Source organism: Rhodococcus sp. SMB37 (genome assembly GCF_004345605.1).
GTDB lineage: Bacteria > Actinomycetota > Actinomycetes > Mycobacteriales > Mycobacteriaceae > Rhodococcus.
In genome coordinates this window covers 556,321-575,662 of sequence record NZ_SLVY01000001.1, presented here as the reverse complement: position 1 = coordinate 575,662, position 19,342 = coordinate 556,321, and the positions used below count along the sequence as shown (strand labels likewise).

Annotated in this window: 14 protein-coding genes and 4 pseudogenes; 13 read left to right on the top strand and 5 right to left on the bottom strand. The window is 66.9% G+C overall.

The genetic code is table 11. From position 1 onward, the window contains the following. Positions 1 to 64: 64 nt before the first annotated feature. The 3 genes from EV641_RS02765 to EV641_RS02755 are packed head-to-tail and all read left to right on the top strand — an operon-like array spanning position 65 to position 5,981. On the top strand, positions 65 to 4,855 hold the full coding sequence (locus EV641_RS02765) for an NAD-glutamate dehydrogenase (RefSeq protein ID WP_132470674.1): 4,791 nt from the start codon (positions 65 to 67) through the stop codon (positions 4,853 to 4,855). A 3-nt stretch (positions 4,856 to 4,858) separates the two neighbouring features. Then, positions 4,859 to 5,293: a thioesterase family protein gene (locus tag EV641_RS02760; protein WP_241996756.1), complete on the top strand. Its 435-nt coding sequence runs from the start codon at positions 4,859 to 4,861 to the stop codon at positions 5,291 to 5,293. After that, positions 5,286 to 5,981 (top strand): hypothetical protein, encoded by a 696-nt coding sequence (locus EV641_RS02755; protein ID WP_132470673.1) that lies wholly within the window; start codon positions 5,286 to 5,288, stop codon positions 5,979 to 5,981. Before EV641_RS02760 ends, EV641_RS02755 begins: the two co-directional genes overlap by 8 nt. A 28-nt stretch (positions 5,982 to 6,009) precedes the next feature. Here the strand turns inward: EV641_RS02755 and EV641_RS02750 are convergent, their stop codons facing one another. Beyond that, complete coding sequence (locus EV641_RS02750) at positions 6,010 to 6,402, bottom strand: globin (RefSeq protein WP_054719864.1); 393 nt, start codon at positions 6,400 to 6,402, stop codon at positions 6,010 to 6,012. A 189-nt stretch (positions 6,403 to 6,591) separates the two neighbouring features. Between EV641_RS02750 and EV641_RS02745 the strand changes: the two genes are divergently transcribed. The 3 genes from EV641_RS02745 to EV641_RS02735 all read left to right on the top strand — a co-directional run bounded on the left by EV641_RS02745 (position 6,592) and on the right by EV641_RS02735 (position 8,029). Then, positions 6,592 to 7,218: an HNH endonuclease gene (locus tag EV641_RS02745; protein ID WP_132470672.1), complete on the top strand. Its 627-nt coding sequence runs from the start codon at positions 6,592 to 6,594 to the stop codon at positions 7,216 to 7,218. 87 nt (positions 7,219 to 7,305) lie between these two features. Further along, the gene (locus tag EV641_RS02740; protein ID WP_054719867.1) at positions 7,306 to 7,572 is read left to right on the top strand and encodes a hypothetical protein; all 267 of its coding nucleotides are present in this window, start codon (positions 7,306 to 7,308) and stop codon (positions 7,570 to 7,572) included. Then, complete coding sequence (locus EV641_RS02735) at positions 7,559 to 8,029, top strand: DUF5130 family protein (protein ID WP_199233105.1); 471 nt, start codon at positions 7,559 to 7,561, stop codon at positions 8,027 to 8,029. Before EV641_RS02740 ends, EV641_RS02735 begins: the two co-directional genes overlap by 14 nt. A gap of 119 nt (positions 8,030 to 8,148) precedes the next feature. On the opposite strand, the gene pepN is transcribed toward EV641_RS02735, so the two are convergent. Then, positions 8,149 to 10,731 (bottom strand): aminopeptidase N, encoded by a 2,583-nt coding sequence (gene pepN / locus EV641_RS02730; RefSeq protein ID WP_132470671.1) that lies wholly within the window; start codon positions 10,729 to 10,731, stop codon positions 8,149 to 8,151. A gap of 63 nt (positions 10,732 to 10,794) precedes the next feature. Continuing rightward, a complete protein-coding gene (locus EV641_RS02725; RefSeq protein WP_132470670.1) occupies positions 10,795 to 12,036 on the bottom strand; it encodes an FAD-dependent oxidoreductase in 1,242 nt (413 codons plus the stop codon). Between the two features lie 161 nt (positions 12,037 to 12,197). Here EV641_RS02725 and EV641_RS02720 point away from each other — a divergent pair, with 161 nt between their 5' ends. The 5 genes and pseudogenes from EV641_RS02720 to EV641_RS29380 all read left to right on the top strand — a co-directional run. After that, on the top strand, positions 12,198 to 12,827 hold the full coding sequence (locus EV641_RS02720) for a DsbA family protein (RefSeq protein ID WP_054720715.1): 630 nt from the start codon (positions 12,198 to 12,200) through the stop codon (positions 12,825 to 12,827). A 231-nt stretch (positions 12,828 to 13,058) separates the two neighbouring features. Then, positions 13,059 to 14,197, top strand: a pseudogene (locus EV641_RS02715) (acyl-CoA dehydrogenase family protein). Positions 14,198 to 14,377: 180 nt separating this feature from the next. Beyond that, positions 14,378 to 14,686: pseudogene (locus tag EV641_RS02710) on the top strand (acyl-CoA dehydrogenase); the annotation flags it as partial. Beyond that, positions 14,647 to 15,612: pseudogene (locus tag EV641_RS29385) on the top strand (styrene monooxygenase/indole monooxygenase family protein); the annotation flags it as partial. The pseudogenes EV641_RS02710 and EV641_RS29385, both read left to right, overlap by 40 nt. Beyond that, a pseudogene (locus EV641_RS29380) lies at positions 15,610 to 16,088 on the top strand (LLM class flavin-dependent oxidoreductase); the annotation flags it as partial. The pseudogenes EV641_RS29385 and EV641_RS29380, both read left to right, overlap by 3 nt. A 62-nt stretch (positions 16,089 to 16,150) precedes the next feature. On the opposite strand, the gene EV641_RS02700 reads toward EV641_RS29380, so the two are convergent. Continuing rightward, a complete protein-coding gene (locus EV641_RS02700) occupies positions 16,151 to 17,092 on the bottom strand; it encodes an iron-siderophore ABC transporter substrate-binding protein (protein ID WP_054719225.1) in 942 nt (313 codons plus the stop codon). Positions 17,093 to 17,190: 98 nt separating this feature from the next. Between EV641_RS02700 and EV641_RS02695 the strand changes: the two genes are divergently transcribed. Together EV641_RS02695 and EV641_RS02690 are read left to right on the top strand one after the other, a co-directional pair. Continuing rightward, positions 17,191 to 17,667: a ribose-5-phosphate isomerase gene (locus EV641_RS02695; protein ID WP_054719228.1), complete on the top strand. Its 477-nt coding sequence runs from the start codon at positions 17,191 to 17,193 to the stop codon at positions 17,665 to 17,667. Positions 17,668 to 17,671: 4 nt separating this feature from the next. Continuing rightward, complete coding sequence (locus EV641_RS02690) at positions 17,672 to 18,469, top strand: zinc finger domain-containing protein (protein ID WP_132470668.1); 798 nt, start codon at positions 17,672 to 17,674, stop codon at positions 18,467 to 18,469. 16 nt (positions 18,470 to 18,485) lie between these two features. On the opposite strand, the gene EV641_RS02685 is transcribed toward EV641_RS02690, so the two are convergent. Next, on the bottom strand, positions 18,486 to 19,259 hold the full coding sequence (locus EV641_RS02685; protein WP_132470667.1) for a DUF1542 domain-containing protein: 774 nt from the start codon (positions 19,257 to 19,259) through the stop codon (positions 18,486 to 18,488). Between the last annotated feature and the right edge of the window lie 83 nt (positions 19,260 to 19,342).

Here is a 19,342-nt window from a genome sequence, read left to right as displayed (position 1 = left end):
GGCTCGACAACGGGCCCGTCCGCGGTGTCTGTGGTTTCGGCGGCGAGCGAGGAGAGTGATGTTGATGACGGAATCCGCGGCTTCGCGCGATCTTTCGTCTACGGTGCGAGTCCTGGAGGGCGCGTATCTGCAGTCTCAGGACGGAATCCGCGATCCCGAGGCCGCCGCGGCGTCGCATCTGGCGCTCGGACTCGACCGTCCCGCCGGCACGACCGCGACGCGTGTGTACCGGCCGGACGACGCGGTGGGTGCCGCCGTCCAGATCGTCACCGACGACATGCCACTGCTGGTGGAGTCGGTCACCGCACTGCTCTCTCGTCTCGGTGCGATGATCACCGCATTGGTCCACCCCGTCTTCGCGGTCCACCGCGACCCGGACGGTGTGCTCCTCGACATGGCACCGGACGGCGCACTGCAGATCGACGAGCCTGCGGAATCGTGGATACACATCCAGTTGCACCCGACCACCCCGCCGGATGTCCTGGCCGGGATCGACGGTGAAATCGACGGTGTGCTCGACGATGTGCGGCAGGTCGTGGTCGACACCGATGCCATGCGCACTCTGCAGAACCGGCTCGCCGACGAGCTCGACACGCTCGCTGTCGATCCGACCTTCGGCCACGTGACGACCGATCTCGCCGAGACCGCCGAGCTGCTGAGGTGGCTGGCCCGCGGCAACTATGCGGGTCTCGGGTACCGCCGTTACGAATTCGGTGTGCCCGACGCCGACGGAGCCTGCCTGTCCCGCCCGGTCCCGCGCAGCGGCCTCGGAGTGCTGCGCACGGTGTCCGAGACTGCAGATCCGATCGATCTGCCCGCCGAGGTGTATCCGGAACGCAGACCACTTCTCGTGCTCACCCAGGGCGCGCGGCCCGCGACCGTGCACCGCTCGGTGTACCCGTACTTCGTCGGCGTGGGCATCCTCGACACCGAGGGACACACAGTCGGTGAGCATCGCTTCCTCGGTGTACTCACCGTGACTGCGATGCACGAGAACATCCTCGACATCCCGCTGCTGCGTCGGCGTGCCCGGACAGTGATCGCCCGTGCCGGTGTCGAGCTGTCGTCGTACGGCGGTCAGTCGATGCTCGAGATCATGCAGACCCTGCCACGCGCGGAACTGCTGTCGATGGACCAGGAGACTCTTTACACGACGGTGACGTCCGTGGTCGAGATCCGTCGGCAGGTGCGGCTCTTCGTCCGGGTCGACACATACGGGCGATACGTGTCGTGCCTGGTGTACCTTCCCCGCGACCGGTACACGACGAAGGTCCGGGTCCGGATGCAGAACATACTGCTCCACGAATTCGGCGGTGCCACGCTCGATTACACTGCGCGGGTGTCCGAGGGCGACCTTGCGCTGCTACACGTGACCGTCCGTTTCCCCGAACACGCGCATCCTCGGGTCGACACCTCCGACAGCAACAGGCAACGAATCCAGGCGCTCCTCGCGGAGGTCAGCCGCAGCTGGGAAGACCGGCTCGCGGAGGTGGCCGGGGCCCATCCGAGTATCGATCCGGCGCTGGTCCAGCGGTATGTCGACGCCGCACCCGAAGCGTACAAGGAGGACTTCAGTTCCGAGCGTGCGCTCTCCGACCTGATGCGCCTCGAAGCCCTCGGCCCGGGCGACTTCGACATGCGGGTGTACCGGTCCGACACCGAAGATCACCGTAGTTGGCGCTTCACTCTCTACATCGGGTCGGAACCGGTGACGCTCGGCCGCGTCCTACCGGTGTTGCAGAGCCTCGGCGTGGAGGTCGTCGACGAACGGCCCTACCTGTTGCCGAGATCCGACGGCGTCGATTGCTGGATCTACGACTTCGGCCTGCACCTCCCGAACGACCTCGACCCCGGAGCGTTCGACGCAGACCCCACTCTCGCCGACCGGATCACAGACATGTTCGCCGCTGTCTGGCGTGGTCACGCGGAGACGGATCGCTTCAACGAACTCGTGCTCCGCGCCGGGCTCACCTGGCGGCAGGCCACAATGCTCCGCGCATACGCGAAATTCCTTCGGCAGACCGGTTTTCCGTACAGTCAGTACAATATCGAAGGTGTTCTGCTGGGCACGCCCGGCACGACCGCGCTGCTCGTGGAGCTGTTCGCTGCCCGATTCGATCCCGATCACGTATCCGACGTCCGCGAGCAGACCATCACCGACGAACTGCTCGAGAAGATCGACGCCGTCACCGCACTCGTTGCCGATCGCATCCTACGGGCGATGCTGTCGTTGATCCGATCCACTTTGCGGACCAACTTCTTCGTACCCGAAACGGACGACGAGGCGCGGGTCCAGACCCTGGCGTTCAAGTTCGATCCCAGCGGCGTCTCGGAACTGCCGGAGCCACGGCCGAAGTTCGAGGTGTTCGTGTACTCACCGGAAGTCGAGGGCGTCCACATGCGATTCGGTGCGGTCGCGCGCGGCGGACTCCGCTGGTCCGACCGCCACGAGGACTTCCGCACCGAGATCCTCGGCCTGGTGAAAGCGCAGGCCGTGAAGAACGCGGTGATCGTCCCGGTCGGCGCGAAAGGCGGGTTCGTCGTCAAACACCCACCGGCACCCACCGGCGACGCCGCCGCGGATCGGCAGGCCGTACGGGCATCCGGCGAGTCCTGCTACCGACGATTCATCGCTGCCCTGCTCGGTCTCACCGACAACCTCGACCGAACGAGCGGTACAGCGACTCCGCCGCAGCGAGTGGTACGGCACGACGAGGACGACACCTACCTCGTCGTCGCCGCGGACAAGGGCACCGCCACCTTCTCCGATCTCGCCAACTCGGTCGCCGCCGAGTACAAGTACTGGCTCGGCGACGCATTCGCGTCCGGCGGGTCGGCCGGATACGACCACAAGGAAATGGGGATCACCGCCCGCGGGGCATGGGAGAGCGTCAAACGGCACTTCCGTGAACTCGGTGTCGACACCCAGAGTCAGGACTTCACCGCGGTGGGCGTCGGTGACATGAGCGGCGACGTGTTCGGCAACGGAATGCTCCTCAGCGAACACATCCGGTTGGTCGCCGCGTTCGACCACCGCCACATCTTCCTCGACCCGAACCCGCAGGCGGCGCCGTCGTTTGCGGAACGGAGCCGGCTGTTCGAGAAGCCCCGCTCGTCCTGGGCGGACTACAATCCGGCACTGATCGGGACGGGAGGTGGTGTCTGGGAACGCACCCGCAAGTCGATCCCGATCAGCGAACAGGCCCGCGCGGCACTCGGATTGCCCGGTCACGTCACCGAACTCACACCGCCCGAACTGATTCGCGCGGTCTTGCGCTCGCCCGTCGATCTGTTGTGGAACGGGGGCATCGGCACCTACATCAAGGCGCGATCCGAATCGCACGCGGACGTCGGCGACAAGGCCAACGACACGGTCCGCGTCGACGGCGCCGATCTGCGTGTCCGGGTCGTCGGAGAGGGCGGCAATCTCGGTGTCACCCAACTGGGCCGGATCGAATACGCCCGCAACGGCGGAAAGATCAACACTGATGCGATCGACAACTCGGCCGGTGTCGACTGCTCCGACCACGAGGTCAACATCAAGATCCTGCTCGACTCGATGGTCACCTCCGGCGACCTCCAGGCCGAGGACCGCAACCCACTGCTCGCCTCCATGACCGACGACGTCGCCGAACTCGTACTCGCGGACAACATCGACCAGAACAGCGTCCTCGGCCTGGAACGGGACTCCGCGCCCGCGTTGCTCGGTGTCCACCAGCGGCTCATCGCCGAACTCGAGAAGGAGCGGCGGATCGACCGCATCCTCGACGCACTCCCCGACGACACCCGGATCGAACAACTCCGCGCAGACGGAGAGGGACTGAGCTCTCCGGAACTGGCGCAACTGCTCGCCCACGTCAAGCTGTCCCTCGTCGACGACCTGCTCGACACCGACCTGCCGGACAGTGACACTTTCGCGACCCGGTTGCCCGGTTACTTTCCGCGGGCGCTCCGTACGAGGTTCCGCGCAGGTATCAAGGCGCATCCGCTCCGCCGGCAGATCGTCGCGACGATCCTGGCCAACGACACAGTCGACAACGGCGGCGTCTCCTTCGTCTTCCGCCTCTGCGAGGAGACGGGCGCCTCCCGTACCGACGCGGTCCGCGCGTTCGCGGCGGTCACCGAGATCTTCGGCCTACGCGGGATCTGGGACCGGATCCGATCGGCTGACCTTTCCACCGACATCGCGGACGATCTGCTGCTCGAATCCCGTCGTGTACTCGACCGCGCGTCGCGGTGGCTCCTGTCGAATCGGCCACAGCCGCTGGCAGTGGGGGCCGAGATCAGCCGATACCGGAAGTTGTTCGCGAATCTTGCGCCGCAGGTGGGGGAGTGGATGCGCGGTCACCACGTAGAGGACCTGGAGGAACGGACCCGGCACATCCTGTCGCACGAGGCGCCGCCGGACATGGTCGCGATGGTGTACCGGCTGCTCGACCAATTCCCGCTACTCGATGTCATCGACATCGCGGACATCGTGGAGCGGGAGGAGGCAGAGGTCGCGGAGTTGTACTACGCGATGGACGCGCACCTGGGTATCGACAGGTTGCTGTCCGCGGTCACCGGACTCGAACGTGGTGACCGGTGGCATTCCCTTGCGCGCCTTGCCCTGCGCGACGAACTGTACGGATCGTTGCGCTCGCTCGTCCTCGACGTCCTCGCCGGGGCAGAGCCGGGGGAAACGTGCCCGGAGATGATCGAGGACTGGGAGATGTCGAACGGCTCTCGGCTCGTGCGCGCGAGGTCGGCACTCGACGAGATCTTCGCGTCTGGGAGTCTGGACCTGGCCACCCTGTCGGTGGCCGCACGACAGATCAGGAGCATGGTGCGCACCGGCGCACCCGATCGGAGGTAACGCGTGAGCGATGCGGGCGAGCAGTTCGGATTCCACACGGAAGTCACCGTGCGGTGGTCCGACATGGACGTCTTCCAGCACATCAACCACGCGCGGATGGTGACCCTGCTCGAAGAAGCCCGCATACCGTGGCTGTTCGCCGACGGGCGACCCACCCAGAGTCTGCGTGAAGGGGCCGTGATCGCCGACCTCCATGTCCGCTATCGTGGCCAATTGCGGCACGAAGACGGCCCCCTCGACGTCATGATGTGGACCGAGAAGGTGCGCGCGGTGGACTTCACGATCGGCTACGAGGTGCGGCCCGGCGGTGCTCCCGCCGACTCGACGCCCTCGATCATCGCGTCCACCCAGATCGCCGCGTTCGACATCGACACGCAGCGACTCCGTCGGCTCACCGGCGAGGAGCGGGCCTACCTGCTTCGGTGGAAACGTGACTGACACTACGACGGGATTCGGCGAGCGGGCAGTCGCTGTCGCCGGCGAGAACGACCGCACCGACCTCGCCGCATTCCTCACCCGCGCGGTGCGTCTCGACGAGGCCGCGGTCGTGCGGCTGCGACGTCGGGGGGACGGCGTGCTCGGTGCCTGGATCCAGACGGGCTTCGAGGTCCTCGCTGCCCGGATCGTCCGAGGAACCGTCCACCCCGCCGACCTCTGCGTCGCTGCTGATTCGCTGCGGGCAGCACTGACCGCGTCGGTAGGCACTGCGAATGCGATCGACCCGGGGTGGGCGATGGATTCGGCATGGCGGGGAGCGCTACCGCCGGACGAAGGATTCGTACATGTCGACGATGTTCCGGCCAGGGTTCTCGTCGAACTCGCCCAGCAGGGTGTCGCGCTGACCCGCGACGCGGGAGCACAGGGACCACCGGCGTCGCTGCTGGCGCAGGAGGTCCTCGAGGTCAGTGGAGGCGAGACCACGGTCGGGGTGCCCATGCGGATGGTGTTCGCGCTCGGGGCGATGGGGTTCGTGCCCACCACGGGCCGCGACACGATGGTCGCCGATGGAATCGCCGCAGACGAAGTGGTACGGGTACGTGCCTCGAACACCTGGCTCCGGCTCGATGCCCGCTTCGGCTCGGTCTACCTGCGCAAGAGCGGAGGCCTCGGCCTGAGTGTCATCTGACGACCGCTCAGGCCGGCGACCCGGCCGGTCAGATCGGCGAGTTCATCAGTGAATCCGCCGCCATATCGATGTAGTCGACGAGCTGACGACGGTGCGCGGCATCGAGGGTTCGATCGTCGATCGACGCGATCGCGGTGTGCATGCATCGCAACCAGGCATCGCGCTCGAGCGGGCCGATCTTGAACGGATGATGGCGCATCCGCAGTCGCGGGTGACCGCGCTCGTCCGAGTAGGTGCGTGGACCACCCCAATACTGCTCGAGGAACATCCGCATGCGGCGCTCCGCCGGGCCGAGGTCTTCCTCGGGGTAGAGGGGGCGGACGATCTCGTCCTTCGCCACCTCTTCGTAGAAGCGCGCGACGATCTTGTGGAAGGTCTCGGCGCCGCCGATCTCGTCGTAGAAGGTCTGCTGGTCGGTCATCGTGTTCTGCGTACCTCCCTCTCAACGGCCATTGTGCCCGCACCGACGCAAGCGCGCCCGTACGGGGTCGCGTACCCGCCGGTACCCACGACACAGGATGTTCACCGGGCAGACCTTGATTCGTCCGCGGATTTCGGGTGCGATTTCGAGATATCCGTGGTGCACTGTTTCCAGTCTTCCGGAGGTCGTATGAAGCACGGCAGCACAGCACATCGACAACTTCCGCCCGCGGATGCCCCGATCAGGGCGCCGGGGGCCACCACCCTGCACGTAGTACGCGATGACGTCGGTCTTCCCGACTGGGTGAAACGTCGGGTGCTGCTGCTCAATGCCACCTACGAGCCGCTCACCGCACTGCCCGCGCGACGTGCCGTCGTTCTGATGGCCGGCGGCAAGGCAGACACGGTGCACGACGACCCGCTCGCACCGATGGTTCGATCGGCCGAATGGTCGGTGCAGTTGCCGTCCGTCATCCGGCTACGCACGTACGTGCGGGTTCCCTACCACGCGCGGGTGCCCATGACCCGGGCCGCGCTCATGCATCGCGACGGCAATCGCTGCGCGTACTGCGGTTCCAAGGCCGAGACCATCGATCACGTCATTCCCCGCAGTCGCGGTGGAGCGCACGCGTGGGAGAACTGCGTGGCCTGCTGTGCACCCTGCAACCACAAGAAGGCCGACAAACTGCTCAGCGAACTCGGGTGGACGTTGCGCGCGTCCCTGGTTCCACCGAAGGGCAGACACTGGCGTCTGCTGGCCACACTGCAGGACCTGCATCCGACCTGGCTTCCGTACCTGGGCGAGGGCGCTGCCTGACGGGCGAGGTCGGGGAATCGCTCCCCGGACGGGACCAAATCCGGGGCATGTGAGGTCTTTCGCAGCCACCTGGGATACCTTCTCCCTGTGAGCATTCTCGAGACAACGCTGATATTCGTCGGCATCCCGCTGCTGATCGTTCTGGTCTTCGGGGCTATCTCCTGGACCGCGCCCCGCAAGCCCGGCCCGGCTGCGTCCGACCACCCGTACAAGCTCGGCGACAAGTGGAACCACAGTGCACTGCTGTGGACCGCCGCCGACGAGGTGACCGAGCACGGTCGTCATGCACAGCATGGGCACGCGGCCGGTGCACCGGCAGAGCTGATCGGAGGTACCGCAAGTGGCAAGTGGTGACGTGATTCATGCCCCCGCGCGCAGCGACGCGCCCCTGCCGCACGCTGCGGTACTGACCTCGAGCGGCCGGATCTCCGAGGCTCGTGCCGACGGCATCGAGTTCGCCGGCCCGCCGTTCGAGGACGATGAGATGATCGCCCTCGACGACACGCTCACGTCAGCAATCCGCGCCACCGGCGTGCGCTTCAACGTGTACATCGCCGACGCAGCCGACCCGGCCGCCGCCACGGACACGGTTTTCCCGTCGACGCCCGAGGCCGAGAACTCGGTGCTCATCGCGGTGTACCCGAACCAGAAGGCCGTCGAGATCCGCAGCGGACGCGACGCCACCCAGGTCACCGACCGGATCGCTCAACTCGGTGTGACCGCAGCGGTCGGACCGTTCGGCCAGGGACAGCTCATCGACGGCATCATCAGTGCCATTCGCGTGATCGCCAACGCGATCATCGCCCCGTAGGACCCTGCAGCACCGTAGGACATCGGCAGCACTGCTGCCACGCATCGGCCCGATGTCACCTTCGGTCACTCGAAGTGACCGAAGGTGACATCGGGCCGAGTACGTTGCCGGGGTGCCGGTCAGGACGCGTCGAACGCCTGAGCTCGCAGCGACCGCACGATCCCCGCGCGCCCCTCGATGATCAATCGGCGCAGCGCCGGCGGTCGATCACCGGCGAGGAACTCGTCGGCTGCTGTGACCGAGGCCTCACTGATCGACCATGACGGGTACAGGCCCACGACCACGGTCTGCGCGACCTCACTCGACCGGCGTTCCCACACCTCGGGCACCTCAGCGAAGTATCGCGCCACGTAGGGCTCGAGCAGTTCCGATTGACCGACCGGCGCGAAACCACCGATGATCGAACGAGCAGTGATGTTCGGCACGGTGTCGTCACCGACCACCGTCTGCCAGACCTGGGCCTTGACCGCTTCCTGCGGACGGGCCGCGCGTGCCGCCGCTGCCTGCCGGGCACCCGCCGCGGTCGGGTCGCGCTCGGCTTCCGCGTCGATGAACGGCGACTCGACGCCCTCGGCGTCGATCTCACCGGCGGCTGCGAGCGCCTGCACGAGGCGCCACCGGAGATCGGTATCCACGACCAGACCGGGCAGTCCGACCTTTGCCGGATCGCCGCCGAGCAGCTCCTCGAACACCTCCGTGTGCCACGGTGAGAGCCGGGCGGTGGACAGGGCGTTGACGAACGTGAGCTGATGGTCGGAGGCCGGCTCGGCTGCGCGCGCCAGTTCGAGCAGGCGGTTCGCGTAGTCGCTCCAGCCCGATGCCTCGGCCCACGCGGGGTCGGCATAGCTGCCGACCGCCGTATGCGCCTGCATCAGCAAACGCTGCACGACACCCACCTCGGTCTCCGCAGCGATACCTCGCTTCACCAGCGCCACGAAATCGCGGGCCGCGAGCTCGGCCTGCCGGGTCATCTCCCATGCAGCCGACCACACCAATGTGCGCGGCAGCGAGTCGGCGATGTCGCCGACGCGTTCTATCACAGTGCTGAGCGACTCGTCGTCGAGCCGGACGGAGCAGTAGGTCAGATCGTCGTCGTTGACGAGCACGAACTTGCCCCGATCCACACCGACGAGTTCGGGGACGTCGGTGCTCGCGGCAGCGTCGACATCGATCTCGACGCGGTGGGTGCGCACGAGCTTGCCTGAGCCGTCGTCGTCGTAGACACCGATCGCGAGGCGATGCACGCGGAACTCACCGGCGCCGGGTTGCGCGCCCTCCTGCAGCACTGAGAAGCGGGTGAACTTGCCGTCGGCGCCGACCTCGAAGTCGGGGCGCAGGATGTTCAGCCCCGTCGTCTTGAGCCACTGGGCGCCCCAGCCCGACAGGTCGCGGCCCGACGACTTCTCGAGCGCGGCCAGCAGGTCGTCGAAGGTCGCGTTGTCGAAGGCGTGGTCGCGGAAGTATGCGCGCAGACCTTCGAGGAACGGCTCCTGCCCGACGTAGGCGACGAGCTGCTTGAGCACCGACGCGCCCTTCGCGTAGGTGATGCCGTCGAAGTTGACCTCGACGGCGGCAAGATCGGGGATGTCCGCAGCGATCGGATGTGTGGACGGCAGCTGATCCTGCCGGTACGCCCACGACTTCTCGACGTTCGCGAACGTCGTCCATGCGTTGGTGTATTCGGTGGCCGAAACCTGGGAGAGCACGGACGCGAACGTCGCGAAGGACTCGTTGAGCCACAGATCGTCCCACCAGCGCATGGTGACGAGGTCGCCGAACCACATGTGCGCCATCTCGTGCAGGATCGTCTCGGCTCGCCGCTCGTAGGAATAGCGGGTGACCTTGGACCGGAAGACGTAGTCCTCGAGGAACGTCACCGCGCCGGCATTTTCCATCGCTCCCGCGTTGAACTCCGGCACGAACAGCTGGTCGTACTTCCCGAACGCGTACGGGACGCCGAAATTCTCGTGGTAGAAACCGAAGCCCTGCTTGGTCTCCGTGAACAGACGCTCGGCGTCCATGAACTCGGCGAGGGACGCGCGGCAGTAGAGGCCGAGCGGGATCGTGCCATGCTCGTCGGTGTAGGTGTCGGTCCACTCGGCATACGGACCCGCGATGAGCGCGACGAGGTAGGTGCTCATCCGCGGGGTGGTACGGAAGACGTGCTGACCGGGCGATGCCGCGGTGGTCTGCACGGTCTCGGAGTTCGAGATCACCTTCCATTCGGCAGGTGCGGTGACCGACAGATCGAAGGTGGCCTTGAGATCGGGCTGGTCGAAGCACGCGAACATCCGCTTGGCGTCGGCTGTCTCGAACTGTGAGTACAGGTACACCGCGTCGTCGGTCGGATCGACGAACCGGTGAAGCCCCTCGCCGGTGTTCGTGTAGAGGCAGTCGGCGTCGACGACGAGCTCGTTGTGCGCGGCGAGGCCGGTCAGTGCTATCCCGGTGTCCTCGGTGTATCCGGACACGTCCACGGGTGAGCCGTTGAGCGTGGCCGAATGCACGGTCTGTGCGACGAGATCGATGAAGGTCGACGCACCCTCGGTCGCATCGAACGTCACCGTGGTGACGGACCGGAACGTAGTGGCCCCCGGTGCTCCGGACCCGTCGGTCAGGTCGAGGACGACGGTGTAATTGTCGACGTGCAGGACCGCTGCCCGCTCGGCGGCCTGCTCGCGGGTCAGGTTCGGTGGTGCCACAGGAGAACTCCTTCTCACGACGGGATGTCGGTCGGAACCCATCCCATCATGGTCGGGGCGCGCTCAGGTGGCGACGTCCGACAACGGCACGCTCGTGTCCGCGAGGCGGGCCGGATCGACGGGTGAACCCGACGAGACGAGTGCACGGATGTCGTCGCCGGCGTCCCAGATGTTCACGTTCATCCCGGCCAGCACCTTGTTGTCGTCGTCGAGCCAGAACGCGAGGAACTCGCGCATGTCGACATCTCCGCGGGTGACTACCCGTGAATCGGGTGGTGCCAGCCCGACGTACTCCATCCCGAGGTCGTACTGGTCGGTGAAGAAGTACGGCAAGCGGTCGTAGGAGGCATCGATGCCGAGCATCGTCGCCGCGGCCACCGCAGGTTGGTTCAGTGCGTTGGCCCAGTGCTCTACCCGCACCCGGCCGCCGAGTGTGGGGTGCTCGGCCGCCGCAATGTCGCCGACCGCGACGATGTCCGGATCACTCGTGGCCAGCGACGAGTCGACGAGGACCCCGCCGTCGACAGCGAGGCCCGCGTCCTCGGCGAGCTCGATGTTGGGTGCCGCACCCACCGCGACAAGCACCGCATCTGCCGGCAGGGTGCTCCCGTCGGCAAGGACGACACCTGCGGCGCGGCCGCCGTCGACGGCGATCTCCCGGACCGACGCGTCGAGCCTCATGTCGACTCCGTGCGCCCGGTGCAGGTCGGAGAACACCGCGCCGATCTGCGGGCCCAGCGATCCGGACAGGGGAGTGGCCGCGGATTCGATCACCGTCACGTCGGCGCCGTGCCCCCGCGCACCCGCCGCTATCTCGAGTCCGATCCATCCCGCGCCGATGATCGCGAGGCGCGCGGCGGTGCCGTCGTCGCGCCGGATCGCGGCGAGCAGGTCGTCGGCCTCCGAGACCGTGCGCAGGACGTGGACGCCCGAACTGTCGGCCCCGGAAAGCGGCAGACGCCGAGACCGTGATCCCGTCGCGAGCGCCAACTTGTCGTAGTGCACGGTCGAACCGTCCGGTAAGGAGACCGTGTGCGCGGCCGGGTCGATCGCGGTGACCGTCGTGCCGAGGCGAAGATCGACACGATGGTCTCGGTACCAGTCGCCGCGCTGCACGGTGAAGTCGAGAAGTCTCTTGTCGCCGGCGAAATACTCCTTCGACAGCGGCGGTCGTTCGTACGGCAGATGTTCCTCGGTGCCGATCAATACCACGTGCCCTGGGAAATCTCGTGCCCGCAGTTCTTCCGCCACCTTGGCGCCGGCGAGTCCGGCGCCGACGATCACGAACGTCTTCTCACCCGCCATCGCATGACCTCTCGTTCATTTGTGCGCGCTCACACGCTTTGCGTCCCGGTCCTCGTGTCCGACGGTACGGGGACCGCGCACTGCCGCGGCGAAGATCGGGAAGAATGCCCCGCGGGGTGGTGTTGCACTCTCTGGAAACCGATTCGTGTGAGGAGATCATTTTGAGTGACCAGACCACCGGTACCGCCGGTAAGGACACAGCCGATTTCTGGTTCGACCCGTTGTGCCCGTGGTGTTGGATCACCTCGCGGTGGATCCTCGAGGTCACCCGGGTACGCGACATCGAGGCACGCTTCCACGTCATGAGCCTCGCCGTCCTCAACGAGGGCCGCGACCTGCCCGACGAGTACTCCGAGATGATGAAGAAGGCGTGGGGACCGGTGCGTGTCGCGATCGCGGCGTCGCAGAAGTACGGTGACGAGATCCTCGAGAGCCTCTACACCGCGATGGGCACTCGCATCCACAACGAGGGCAACAAGGACTTCACCGACGTCATCGCCGGTGCTCTCGCCGAACTCGACCTCGACCCTGTCCTCGCGCAGGCTGCCGAAAGCGAAGAATACGACGAGGCGCTGCGCGCAAGCCACGCGGCGGGGATGGACGCCGTAGGCCCGGACGTGGGAACCCCCACTATCCACGTCAACGGTGTCGCGTTCTTCGGGCCGGTGCTGTCGAAGATCCCGCGCGGCGAAGAAGCCGGCAAGGTGTGGGACGGCGTCGTCGCACTCGCGTCCTACCCGCACTTCTTCGAGCTCAAGCGCAGCCGCAACGAAGACCCCAGCTTCGACTAGCGCCGACAGAACCCGGCAGGCGGAGGCCTCCGGTGGTGGAGTGGACCGTCCGCTCCACCACCGGTGCCTTTCGGGCGGGAGTTGAGATCACGGCGAGCGCAATGGTCGATAGCCGAGTGGTTGCGCTCTACGATTCCGGATCATGTCCTGTGAGCTCCACCGGTCCCCGCTCACCTACGACGACAGCCGGCTCACCGCCGGCAGCGTTCGGTAGCCTGCGGCGGGCACACGGTGACGGCGTCGACGACGGCAGCCCGGCTCGGGAGCTGCGAGGAGGCTCTCCGCGTCGCTGCGCAGCTGGCCGACAGTTTCGCCGCCGAGGCCGGGCAGCGCGACGCGAACCGAGACCTGCCGCGCGACGAGGTGCGTGCCCTCGCCGAATCCGGTCTGCTCGCTGCGGCGGATCCGAGCATCGCACAGATCCCGCAGTCGCATTTCACCTTTCTCGAGGCGCTGCGCACGCAGGGTAGTGCCGAACAGTGTCGCTTCTTCTACGGCAAGGTCCTCGGCGGCACGTTGCTGGCCAACGCGCAGAGCGAGCGTGGACCGCACCCGATCAACGTCGACACCACGGTGCTGCGTCGCCGGGGCGACGACTACATCCTGTCGGGCCGCAAGTTCTACAGCACCGGCGCCTTGTTCGCGGACGTGATCGTGGTGCGCGCCAGCCTGTCCGACGATTCGGATACGCCGGATGCGGGCACCCCCAAGGTGATCGCGTTCGTTCCTCGCGGGACCGACGGTCTCACGATCGTCGACGACTGGGACGGAATGGGGCAGCGCACCACTGCGAGCGGCACCGTGGTCCTCGACGACATCGCGGTGCCCGCGTCGTCGGTGGTGCCGTATTCGCCGCTCTTCTCGGGGCCGACCACCTACGGTGCCCAGGCCCAGCTCGTCCACGCTGCGATCGACGTGGGAATCGCCACCGGCGCATTGGTGGAAGCCACAGTCCAGGCGAGACGCGCACGACCGCACTTCGAGGCCGACGTCCGACGTGCCGTCGAAGACCCCTGCTGATTCAGCTCGCCGGTGAGGCCACCGTGACGGTGCGGTCTGCGCAGGTGCTCCTCGCCGCTGCCGCGCGTGCGGTCGATGCGGCACGGGCGACTCCGACCGAGGATACGACCGCTGAGGCATCCATCGAGGTCGCGACGGCCAAGGTCGTCGCGGCCCGCGCGGCCCGCGCGGCCCGCGCGGCCCGCGCGGCCCGCGCGGCACTCGAGGCTGCGAACGCGTTGTTCGAGCTCGGTGGCACCCGCAGCGCGTCGGGTTCGGCCAATCTGGCGCGGTACTGGCGTGATGCCCGCACACATACCCTGCACGATGCAACCCGATGGAAGTTGCAGCACTCGGCCGATGGACGTTGAGCGGTACCCACCCCCCCGCGCCACGGAGTCGTCTGACGGAGCCGACGCCGCGTCGTGCCGTCGGGCACGGCGCGGCTTTTGCGCTGTCGAGTCGAATCACATTCTGGTAGAGCAGAAGTGGCGCCATCGTCGGCTCCGCACTGCAGGGTGGATGAGACCGTCCGACGAGGAGTGTGCGCCGTGAGTAGTGCGACCATCGAGAATGCCGTGACCGATGGCAGGGCCGCGACCGATCGGGAGCTCCGGGAGCGCTTCGCCCCGGTCTTCGACCGGGTCGCTCAGGGTGCGAGTGCGCGGGAGCAGGCCCGGCGCCTGCCGTTCGAAGAGGTCGGGTGGCTGCGTGAAGCCCGTTTCGGGGCGGTGCGCGTGTCGGTCGAGCACGGGGGCTTCGGCGCGAGCGTCCGGCAGTTGTTCGGACTGTTGATGGATCTGGCCGCGGCGGAATCGAACCTGCCACAGGCACTGCGGGTGCACTGGAGTCGGATGCAGACATCATCGAGGATCTGTACGCCGACGGTCCGCTGTCGACCGGGATGAGTGCGCGCCTGCACGCCGGGGTGGGGGAGTCCTATGGTGAGGTGCTCGAATTCGATCCCGACTTCCGTTATCTCGCGCAGGGAGTGGATGTACGTCTGCGTGCGGATGATCGTCTCGGCCGATTTCACGACCGTGGTGGTCGATTCGAGGTGCGCACAGTGGATCTCGACAGTCTCGACGAGATCGCGTCCGGCAGCGACCTGACACTGGTGGCGACGGGCAAGGGCGGCCTGGCGTCGCTGTTCCCGCTCGATGCGGAGCGCACCGTCTACACAGAGCCCCAGCGCCAGTTGCTGATGGTGACCCTGCAGGGGCCCGATCACAGTGACGAGACCTGGGGCTATCGAAGCGCCGGCGGCACCCACAGTGTTTTCAATCTGCATGCCGATTTCGGTGAGGCATGGATCGGCCCGTATCTCCACAAGGACGTCGGGCCGTCCTGGAGTTTCCGGGGATTCGCAAAGCCGGATTCGCCGTGGGTGGAGCGTTTCGACACCGCCACCGACGCGCACAGCGCCCGCCAGGCGGTCGTCGACCTCTACCGCGAGTACTTCCCGAAGGACGCCGTCGAGGTCGAACAGTTGCGGGTCATCGAACAGGATCCGCACTCGTGGCTGCGCGGTGCTGTGACCCCGACGGTGCGGCGAGGTGTCGGGCGAACTGCCGGTGGTCACGTCGTCGCGGCGATCGGTGACACCGCGATTTCCTTCGACCCCGTGGCGGGGCAGGGCGCGCAGAACACGGTCGTGCAGGTCGCGGCGCTGGTCGCCGCTGTGCGTGATCACGTCGGGGACTTCACGGAGCAGTGGCTGTCCGCCCAGTTCGAGAAGCATTGGGAGGCCCGCGGGCACGGCGCGGCGGAAACGACCCGGTTGTTCAGCAACGGCAAGGACTACGACGGCATCACCGCGCAGATCGACGAGTTGCGCGAGGTCGCCCGCGCGCACAAGCGGGAGGTGAAAGTGGGGCTCAACGGCTTCATCATCGCCCGCGACACGGAGAAGGAAGCTCGCGAGACGCTCCGGGAGATCGTCGCCAAGGCGAACAGGCCCGCGGTCGAAGGATTCCGCAATGCAGTCAAGCAGGCCGGTTCGTCCACCGGCGACGGCAAGGGCATGTGGGCGGACTCGTCGTTCGAGGATCTGGTGCAGTACAACGACGGTTTCGCACGCAGTTGATCGGCACTCCCGAGCAGGTCGCGCGGCGCATCGTCGAGTACCGCCGCCGCGGAGTCGACCTTGTTCTCGCGGGCTTCCTGCACTTCCAGGAGGAAGTCGAGTACTTCGGCGCCAAGGTGCTGCCGTTGGTGCGGGAGCTCGAGGCGCAGGCAGATCGAGAGCCCGCCGTCGTCTGAGAGGGTTCGACGACGCCGGGCTCGGTGGTCTGCTGGGGATGGGGTGGGGGCGGGGGCCCGCGTTAGCCCAGGGTTGCCTCGAGGTCGTCGAGGATGGTGTTCGCGCCGACCACACCGATGCCGACCATCCAGGTCTCGTCCTCGAACTCGTGGACGTTTCCTGCCGCGACTCCGGGCTGTGCGCCCCACAGACCGGTCACCGCAGCCATTGTGGTCGCGGCCGGATCGCCGCCGGGATTGGTGAAGAAGACGACGTCGCCGTCGATCTCGGTGTAGTTCTCGGGGCTGAGCTCGAGCATCGAGTACTCGTTCCAGGCGCGATCCGCACCGAGGTCGTACCCGACCTGCGTGAGGATCGTGCCAGAGAAGGTGTCGGGACCGTACAGGCGGAAGTTGTCCGGGCGGAAACGCACCATCGAAGCGGTCTGACCTTCGGCACCGATCTCCTTGCCGATCTGCGCGGCGCGTTCCTCGACACCGGTGAGGAGGGTTTCCATCTCGTCCGTCTCGCCCACGGCGGCGGCGGTGATGCGGGCCTGTTCTTCCCAGTCGGTACCCGAGTTCACGGAGAAGACGGTCGGAGCGATCGCGGAGAGCTGCTCGTAGAGCGCCTCGTGTCGGACCTGTGCACCGATGATCAGGTCGGGGTTCAGGCTTGCGATGGCCTCGAGGTCGGGCTCCATCGTGGGGCCCACGATCTCGGTGCCCTCGAGGTCGTCGGCGAGGTACGCGGGGACACCGGTCGCCGCACCCGATTCGGTGGCGCCGACCGGCGTGATGCCGAGTGCGACGAGGGCGTCGAGGTGCGGGGAGTCGATGACGACGATGCGCTCGGGAGTGCCTTCGATCGTCGTCTCACCCATGGCGTGCTCCACGGTGTAGGACTCGTCGGAGGGCGCCGCCTCGTCGGACGAGGTCGAGCCGCAAGCAGACAGGAGAACGGCTGCGGCGGCAGCTGCCGCGCCCAGGAGGATGCGTGCCGATCGTCCTTGTGATGTGAACATTCGCTCAACTTAGCCGGTCCGATTAGGTGAGGGAAACCTCACTCCTGAGGAGTGCCAGCGGTTCAAGTCCGCGGGGGGCTCCTGGCTAGACTCTGCCCATGCGCGTTTACCTGGGAGCCGACCACGCCGGTTTCGAACGGAAGAATCAGATCATCGAACACCTGACGGCGAACGGTCACGAAGCCGTCGACTGCGGTGCCTTCGAATACGACGCACTCGACGACTACCCGGCGTTCTGCATCGAAGCAGCCCGTCGCACCGTTGCAGATCCGGGCAGCCTCGGCCTCGTCCTCGGCGGCAGCGGCAACGGCGAGCAGATCGCCGCGAACAAGGTCCCCGGTGCGCGCTGCGCGCTGGCCTGGAGCGTCGAGACGGCGAAGCTCGCCCGCGAGCACAACAATGCCCAGCTGATCGGTATCGGCGGCCGGATGCACTCCCTCGAGGAGACCCTCGCGATCGTCGACGCCTTCCTCGCGACCGAGTGGTCGAACGAGGAGCGGCACCAGCGTCGCATCGACATCCTCGCCGAGTACGAGAAGTCCGGCGACGCACCCGCGGTGCCGGGCGCGAACTGATCCGGTGCCCGAAGGACACATCCTGCACCGGCTCGCCCGGTTGCACCACGATTGGTATGCGGGTGCGCCGGTGCGGGTGTCCAGCCCCCAGGGGCGTTTCGTCGACGGCGCGGCGACGGTGAACGGACGGGTTCTCACGCACGCCGACGCGTGGGGTAAGCACCTGTTCCATCATTACGAGGGTGCGCTGACGGTGCATGTGCACCTCGGAATCTACGGGGCGTTCACCGATTCCGAACTCCCTCTCGGGGAACCCACGGGGCAGGTTCGCATGCGGATGATCGGGTCCGGACACGGCAGTGACCTGCGCGGACCGGCCGCATGCGAGGTCCTTACCGAGGGCGAGGTCGACGCGATCGAAGCGCGTCTCGGCCCCGACCCGTTGCGCGCCGACGCCGATCCGGAGCAGGCATGGGCGAGGATCAGCCGGTCCCGTAGTCCGATCGGTGGCCTGCTCATGGACCAGTCGGTGATCGCGGGAGTCGGCAACGTGTACCGCGCCGAAGTGCTGTTCCGGCACGGAATCCACCCCGGACGCCCTGGCAAGAACCTCTCACGCGCCGAATTCGACGAGATCTGGGTCGACCTCGTCGAGCTGATGCACGTGGGGATGGAACGAGGGCGTATGCACGTCGTGCGCCCCGAACACGACCACGGCGCACCGGCGTATGCAAAGGATCGGCCCCGCACCTACGTGTACCGGCGCGCAGGGGAACCGTGCCGGGTGTGCGGCACGCCGGTGCTCCACAAGGTGATGGGCGCACGGAATCTGTTCTGGTGCCCGGTCTGCCAGCCGGTCTGACCGAGCATCGTCGACGTCAGAAATCGAACCCGTCGAAACCGAATCCGTCGCCGCCGTCGAAACCTGCGCTGTCTCCACCATCGAATCCGTCGCCGCCGATGTCGTCTCCACCGCCGAAGTCGTCACCGGATGCGCCGTCCGAGCCGTCCGCCGCGCCGCTCTCGAATGCCTGCGCGTCGTACGGCACACCCGCCATGCCTGCGAACAACGATGAGAACAGCAGCATCGAACCGACACCCCATGCGCCCGCGACCAGCGCGGGTTTCCACCACGGCTCGGAGTACCAACCTGCGGGAACCGGCCGACCCGCGACGCGGCCGCCCGGATAGTAGTTGGGGGTGCGCGCCGACGGGGACGGTGACGCTGCGACCTGGCGACCCTCGAACTCGACCTGCCGGTCCTCGGTGACGGCACCCGCCGACTTCTGGCCGTCCAGAGTGGGAATCTCGGGCCCCGGATCCATGCCCATCGCGGTGCGGGCAGCGCGAATGTAGTACAGACCTTCGAGCGCGGTCTGTTTCGCAAGCCGAGCTTGGACGGGGGACTGCGCCTGGTCGATCTGCGAGCCGGCCGCTGTGTAGCGCTCGGCGGCGTCGGCGAGGGCCTGACGGGAGGCGTCGTCGGTACCGGTGAGGTTGTAGATCTGGCCGCCGAGCCGTTCGATGGCTTGACGAGCGTCGGCCTTGGCGTCGTCGAGGTTTCCGGCAGCGTGTCGTGTGGTGCTCTTCTGCGAGCGGGATACGAAGTACACCACGACAGCCAAGGCGGCGACGATGAGCAGAAGTTCCACGGTGGCCCCTCACGACGGCGAGTGCAGTAGCAACAGCGCGTCAACAACAGTGCGTTCGGTACAGGCTCCAGCGTACCGATCCG